The organism is Psychrobacter sp. 1U2, from assembly GCF_051847575.1.
Genome location: NZ_JBPYDC010000044.1, coordinates 1 through 5,906, shown reverse-complemented (window position 1 = coordinate 5,906; position 5,906 = coordinate 1). Strand labels below are relative to the sequence as shown.

General features: G+C 44.3%; 3 protein-coding genes. All 3 read right to left on the bottom strand.

Going from position 1 to position 5,906, the window contains the following annotated elements; all coding sequences use genetic code 11:
- Positions 1-170 precede the first annotated feature (170 nt).
- The 3 genes from ACS8FD_RS12740 to ACS8FD_RS12730 are packed head-to-tail and all read right to left on the bottom strand — an operon-like array spanning position 171 to position 5,799.
- Positions 171-3,047 (bottom strand): type I restriction endonuclease subunit R, encoded by a 2,877-nt coding sequence (locus ACS8FD_RS12740; protein WP_025643893.1) that lies wholly within the window; start codon positions 3,045-3,047, stop codon positions 171-173.
- 8 nt (positions 3,048-3,055) lie between these two features.
- Positions 3,056-4,192 carry a restriction endonuclease subunit S gene (locus ACS8FD_RS12735; RefSeq protein WP_439276180.1) on the bottom strand — a complete coding sequence of 379 codons (1,137 nt, stop codon included), beginning with the start codon at positions 4,190-4,192 and terminating at the stop codon, positions 3,056-3,058.
- A 23-nt stretch (positions 4,193-4,215) separates the two neighbouring features.
- Positions 4,216-5,799, bottom strand: coding sequence for a type I restriction-modification system subunit M (locus tag ACS8FD_RS12730; RefSeq protein WP_439263627.1), 1,584 nt, complete (start codon positions 5,797-5,799; stop codon positions 4,216-4,218).
- Positions 5,800-5,906: the final 107 nt, after the last annotated feature.

The window sequence follows — 5,906 nt, the reverse complement described above, 5'->3', positions numbered from 1 at the left end:
GATATCACTTGCATAACTCATCTCAATGGAACAACTAAAGAGCTGACTCTGCCCCCTGAGAAGGTTTTGATGCTGATGAGCTATTACATAAATGGCCAACGTGTATTGACCATGATGCCCTGGTGATGGGTTTAGGTTAAAGTGCAGTTGCACAGAGTTTGGGAAAGGCTCTACATATCAGCATAAAACTTCTGGATAAAGTCACGAGTCTTGCTCATGAGTCGCTCGTGAAGGGGTTTGCGCTCAAATAGCTTAACTTTATAGTTAGGTAGCGCTTTCACTTCGTTACGGTCAGGTAGCCGCTTGCTAGTCTTATACTTTCTGAGGATCTCTTGCATGACATCGGCTTTCAGATTGTTATCTTTACATAGCTCTTGGTACGCAGCCTCCTTCTCTACGTCCCAAAAGTGTGCAAAAGCCTCCTCTACTGTCTGACCATCTGGCATTTTAGGCATCTGCTCCTTGATGAACTTTTGGATAAGCTCTTGCTTGTCGCGGAAGGTCGGCTCATTCATGATTAAATCGTTCACCTGGGCTTGGTACTGGGCTGCCTTCTCTTCGTTGCCATCGTCTTGCTGCTTATTGGCTTGCTTGAGTAGCTCTAGTATGTAGCCGACATTGATACGATCGCTATGTAGCATTTCAATCTGAAAGTTGATGTCATCGAGTATTGAGGTTTTATCCTGGCTATTCTTGTTCTGGGTGCGAATGTTGCGGTATAGGTCTATATATTTACTGGCAAAATTGGCGAAGTCTTCTTTATTCAGATCTGTATCAGCCTGGTCGTAGTCTACGAAGGTACCTAACTGCTCGTTATAGCGCATCACTTCACGAAAGGCTTTGATAAATGCTAACTGCTCATCTTCAGTCTCTAGTGTATCAACGGCCTTATAATCAGCGCAGATGTCTAAAAGGGTCTTAGCGGCTTGATCGTAGTGCTTTCGTAGCTCATGCATTTCAGGAATGACGGCGATATCTTTCGCTTGCTTGTTGGCAAACAGGGCTAGAGCGTCGTCGGTGTTTTGCTTTAGGTTACGAAAGCAGACGATATTACCAAAGGGCTTTTTATCGTTATAGATACGGTTGGTGCGTGAGAAGGCTTGTACCAGACCATGGTACTTTAGGTTCTTATCCACGTATAGCGTATTTAAGGTTTTGGCGTCGAATCCTGTCAGAAACATGTTCACGACGATCAGAATATCGATCTTGCGCTGTTTTACTTTGGTGGCGATATCACGATAGTAAGGATAGTAGTTCTTGCCTGAATCAAAGTTTGTAGCGAATGTATGATTGTATTGGCCAATGTAGCGATCTAACTTGTCGCGGCTGCTCTCATCAATTTGGGCAGGGGTTTCAAAGCTGGACTCTGCAATGAGCCCATTGTCTTCGAAACTGGCATCGGTCGCTTCGTTGGCCGCATAAGAAAATATCGTAGCAATGGTGAGTGGCTTGAATGTAGGGTCATCGGCTTGCTTTTGCGCTTGAATACGCTCAAAAGCGTCGTAGTACTGCGTGAGTATATCAACGGAGCTGACGCAAAATATGGCGTTAAACTCGCGGCGTTTGGTCTTGGTGTCATGCTTTTCGATGATATAGCGAGCGATATCATCAATGCGTTTAGGGTCGTTATAGACCTCTTGAGTGTCAATGGCGGTGACTTTTTCATCGGCAGCACTGTCGTTTTTGGTGAATTTACCCACATAGTCAATCTGAAAGGGCAGCACGTTTCTGTCACGAATGGCATCCACGATGGTGTAGCGGTGCAAGCACTCATCAAATAGGTAGGCGGTAGTGAGCTTAAGCCCAGCTTTGTTGTGAGCGTTGTCAATCAATATGGGTGTGCCTGTAAAACCGAACATCTGCGATTGTTGAAAAAAGCGTTTGATGTTTCGGTGCGTTTCACCAAATTGGCTGCGGTGACATTCATCAAAGATAAAGACGACTTTTTTGTCTTGTAAGTAGCGGATTTTTTCTTGATGGCGCTCTGATTTGATAGCGCGGTTGAGCTTTTGAATGGTGGTGACGATCAGCTTGTCGTGGGTCTCGCCGAGCTGCTTGACTAAGTTTTTGGTGTTGGTGGTACTGTCTACGCTGCCGTCTTTAAAGGCGTTGAACTCATTGGCGGTTTGGGTGTCCAAATCATTTCTATCGACAACAAACACCACCTTTTCGACATCGGGTAGCCCCATGATGATTTGACTGGCTTTAAATGAGGTCAGCGTTTTGCCTGATCCTGTGGTATGCCAAATATAACCGTTTTTGTCTGAGGCGGTGGCGCGCTCAATTAAGCGCTTGGTGGCATGGACTTGATAGGGTCTGAGCACCATCATGGTCTTGGAGTACTCATAGAGCACGACAAACTGAGCGATCATCTCGGTTAAATGCGTAGGGGTTAAAAACACCTCAGCAAAATCAACGATTTCATTGATCGGTTTGTTGTCGCTGTCCGCCCAGGGAAAGGTAAAATTAAAGTGCTGAGTGCCTTTGGCATAGTAGCGCGTGTTTGCGCCATTACTGATGACGAACAGCTGAACGAACTCAAATAAGCCATGTCCTGCCTTGTAGGCGGCTTTTGAGTAACGCATGGTCTGATGGAATGCCTCGGCAATCTCGATGCCGCCACGGCGCTTAAGCTCGATTTGCACTAGGGGCAAGCCGTTAACCAAGATGGTGACGTCAAAGCGACTGGTGCGCCCGTTTTGGCTGCTGTGGTCAACCATAATCTGATTGCTCAGCTGCCAAATGTTGTCATCAGCGTTTGGCCAAAAAAACTGAATATGGCGTGAGCTGCCATCATCGAATTTGACGTTGAACTTATCGCGCAGCTTTTTGGCACGCTCAAAGGCGCTGCCACTGCCAAGATGACTGATAACTTGCTTCCACTCATCATCAGATAATGGCTGATCCAGCTGATTGGCGCGGACGATTTGCGTCTTTAGGTTGGCAAGGAGTGCCGCCTCGGTGGTAATGGTAACGCGCTCATAACCCAAATCCTGCATTTGCGTCATTAGGCTGTCTTCGAGTTGGTACTCACTTTGCTCAGTCATGTTATACCTTATACAAACATCTGCTGTAATAAGCCTTTTTTCCACGTTTTGGCGTGGTCGATTTGCTCGGCAACGTTATCAATTTTTTGGTCAATAGCGGTTAAGAAGTTGGCGATTTTGGTTTGTTCTGCTAAACAAGGATATAGAATAGGCATATCAAAAAAATCTTGATTCTTGATATTCATTCGATCATGCCTTGCCCCTGAATTAGACACACTCTTAACATAATCGTGCCAAACACTACTTTCGAAGAAGTATTCTAAGTAATTTATATCACCTTCATTAATAGTAAAGACGGTGTATAGAGGTGACATGACACCTAAGCACTGTTTATTACGCTTGATTGGCCCTACAGGCGCTTGAGATGAAATTCTTGGGTTATATACAAAGTCACCCATCTCAACCACGTAGTAACCCTTTAAATTTGAAGTGGTTACTATTTCTCTTTCAAAATAATCACTTTGTTTAATAACTCCCTGAGTAGCAGAGTTTGTTAGAACTTCAGCGATACTTTCATCTTTATTTTTTACTAAGCTTTTTGAAGCAATCTCACCTAGTGTTATATCATCCCAATCTTCAAAATTACTACCATCATCCGCTTTAAAGCGCAGTTTTTGGCTAAAAAGCTGTTGCATTATGCCTTTTTTATACTCGCCTAACAGCTCATGCTTTTGGGTCAGCTCGTCGATCTTAGTATCGACAGCGGATAGGAATGTAGCGATTTTGGTTTGTTCTTCTAAAGGTGGTAGGTTTATAGCCACATTATTAATTGACTTCGTGTTTAGGCTGGGTACGCCAGTTGCTTCGTTAAGTTTTAACCAGTTCACTTGTAAAGCATGCTGATAAACAAATTTTGGCACTGCTTGTTCTTTGATTTCGGTGTAAAACAAAGTATCGACTGTCCAAAACTTCTCGTTCACGTATTTAGGGCTATCAATAGTACCTTTACGCCCAATTAATATGCTCTCGCCATCATGTAAAAACTGATCGACATAACGCATTACGCCGCCCGTTCCAAATACTGGAATATCACCGCTATTCAGTTTTTTATGATCTTTACCGTACTTTATATTTAAAACGTCTTTATAGTTTAGTGCTTTCCAATCCCCATCAAACTCTTTAAACCGCAATTTTGGCGTTGCCATATCATCGTATCCTTATCTTTGCCCTATAGCGCTGCTTTAAAAGGCGATTTGATGCCCAGCTCTTTACAAAAGTCGTTGATGGTAGCATTAGTTGCTTGGCTCTTTTTTTCTAAATCTTGCAATGCCTTGGCAACGGCTGCGAGATCCACTTCAGGCTCAGCCTCAAACGTGTCCACGTAACGCGGAATGTTGAGATTATAGCCGTTCTCGCTAATGTCCTTTAAAGAGGCGACATGGGCGAATTTATCGACATTTTCACGCGCTTGATAGGTTTTGATGATGGTGTCGATATGCTCGGGCAGCAGCATATTTTGATTTTTTTGCTTATCAAAGCAGTCACTGGCATCGATAAAGAAGACCTCGTTATTGTGCTTGCGGTTCTTTTTAAAGACTAAAACAGAGGTCGGGATACTGGTGCCGTAGAAGATATTAGCAGGGAGTCCAATCACTGCGTCTAAGGCGTTAAGGTTTTTAATGATGTATTCACGAATATCGCCCTCACTTGAACCGCGAAATAGGACACCATGCGGCAATACCACTGCCATTGTGCCGTCATCGTCTAAGTGATGCAGCATGTGCTGGACAAACGCCATGTCGGCTTTGGTCTTGGGCGCAAGTTTGCCATAGTCTGAGAAGCGCTCGTCTTGAAGCAGCAAGGGATCAGCCGACCAGTGCGCTGAAAATGGCGGATTGGCCACGATGGCATCAAAGCGCATTCCAACGTGCTGTGGACGCTTGAGCGTGTCTTCTTGTTTGATATCAAACTTGGTGAAGTTCACGCCATGCAAAATCATATTCATGCGTGCCAAGTTATAGGTGGTGCGGTTCATCTCTTGACCGTAGATTCTATCTACGTCATTCGCCTCACGCTTGACGCGCAGCAGCAAAGAACCCGAGCCACACGTTGGGTCATAGACTGAGCTTATGGTGTCCTTGCCGCTGGTGACGATTTTGGCAAGTAACGTGGATACCATCTGCGGCGTGTAAAACTCTCCCGCTTTTTTGCCTGCGCCACTGGCAAACTCACCGATCAGATACTCATAAGCATCACCTAGCACATCGCTTTCGGTGTTACTAAGATCAAAATCAATGGCATCTAGGTGGCTTAGCACTTTGACGATCAGCTCATTGCGGTCATCAGGGCTGTTGCCAAGCTTGGTTGAGGTAAGATCTATGTCTTCAAATAGGTTGGCAAAATCTTCTTCTGAGTCTGTGCCTAATGTGCCCTGCTCGATGGCTTTTAACGTGTCAGCTAAATCATCGAGGATAAACGCCTGGTCTTGTTTGCCGCGTTTGGCCAGTTGGTGAAACAACTGATTGGGCGATAGCGCGTAGCCGATCTCATCAATAGCATTTTCTTTGACTTCATTGATATATTCAAGATGATCAGGATTACCGATATCAAAACTTGCAAAATTATCAAAGCCCTCGCCTTCTTCAGCCAAGATATTATTGGCAAAACGGATGAACTTATCCGATAAGTATTTATAAAAAATAAATCCTAGTATGTAGTCCCGAAACTCATCTGCACCCATCTTACCGCGTAGGTCGTTGGCAATATTCCAAAGCTGCTTTTTTAGTTGTTGAAGCTGTTGTGATTGACTCATGATTATCCTAAATTAACATCGTTAGGTGTATAGGTGTATAGGTGTATAGGTGTATAGGTGTATAGGTGTATAGGTGTATAGGTGTATAGGTGTATAGGTGTATAGGT